Source organism: Chryseobacterium potabilaquae (assembly GCF_902728265.1).
GTDB classification, from domain to species: Bacteria; Bacteroidota; Bacteroidia; order Flavobacteriales; family Weeksellaceae; genus Chryseobacterium; species Chryseobacterium potabilaquae.
This window is the reverse complement of record NZ_CACVBR010000139.1, coordinates 1-562: the sequence shown is the minus strand read 5'-3', so window position 1 is coordinate 562 and position 562 is coordinate 1. Positions and strand designations below refer to the sequence as shown.

The window sequence follows — 562 nt, the reverse complement described above, 5'->3', positions numbered from 1 at the left end:
AAGCTATATTGGAGGAGGGTGTCCCCCCATAGAAACCGAATATGGATGGCTTTTGATATACCATGGCGTACATGATACCATTGAAGGGTATGTTTACAGCGCATGTGCTGCTTTACTGGATCTTGATCGTCCTGAAAAAGAAATTTCAAGACTTCCTTACCCTCTTTTCAAACCCGAAGAAGAATGGGAACAGAAGGGAGAAGTGAATAATGTCTGCTTCCCAACCGGAGCCATCGTAGAAGAAGATACACTTTATATTTATTACGGAGCTGCTGATAAAAGAATAGCTGTTGCTTCTTTAAGTATTTCAGAATTACTGAAGGTATTACTACAGTACACATCATAATTGACTATTCTATACAGAAGATCAAACGTTAAAACAGATATCAACATGAATAAAAATATAAAATCAGACGTGGAGGGAAAGACAAAAAGACGAACTGTACAAAGTAACAAAAACACAATTTATCATAAACCTGAAATTATCTTTATAAGTACTTTTCCTCCTAAGTTATGCGGTATTGCAACATATTGTCAGGATTTGATACAATCCCTTAAGTTA

1 protein-coding gene is annotated in these 562 nt (G+C 35.9%); it reads left to right on the top strand.

Annotated elements, in window-relative coordinates; genetic code table 11:
* The coding region (locus CHRY9293_RS18540) for a glycoside hydrolase family 130 protein (protein WP_449386636.1) at positions 1-346 on the top strand (346 nt) is incomplete at its 5' end.
* Between the last annotated feature and the right edge of the window lie 216 nt (positions 347-562).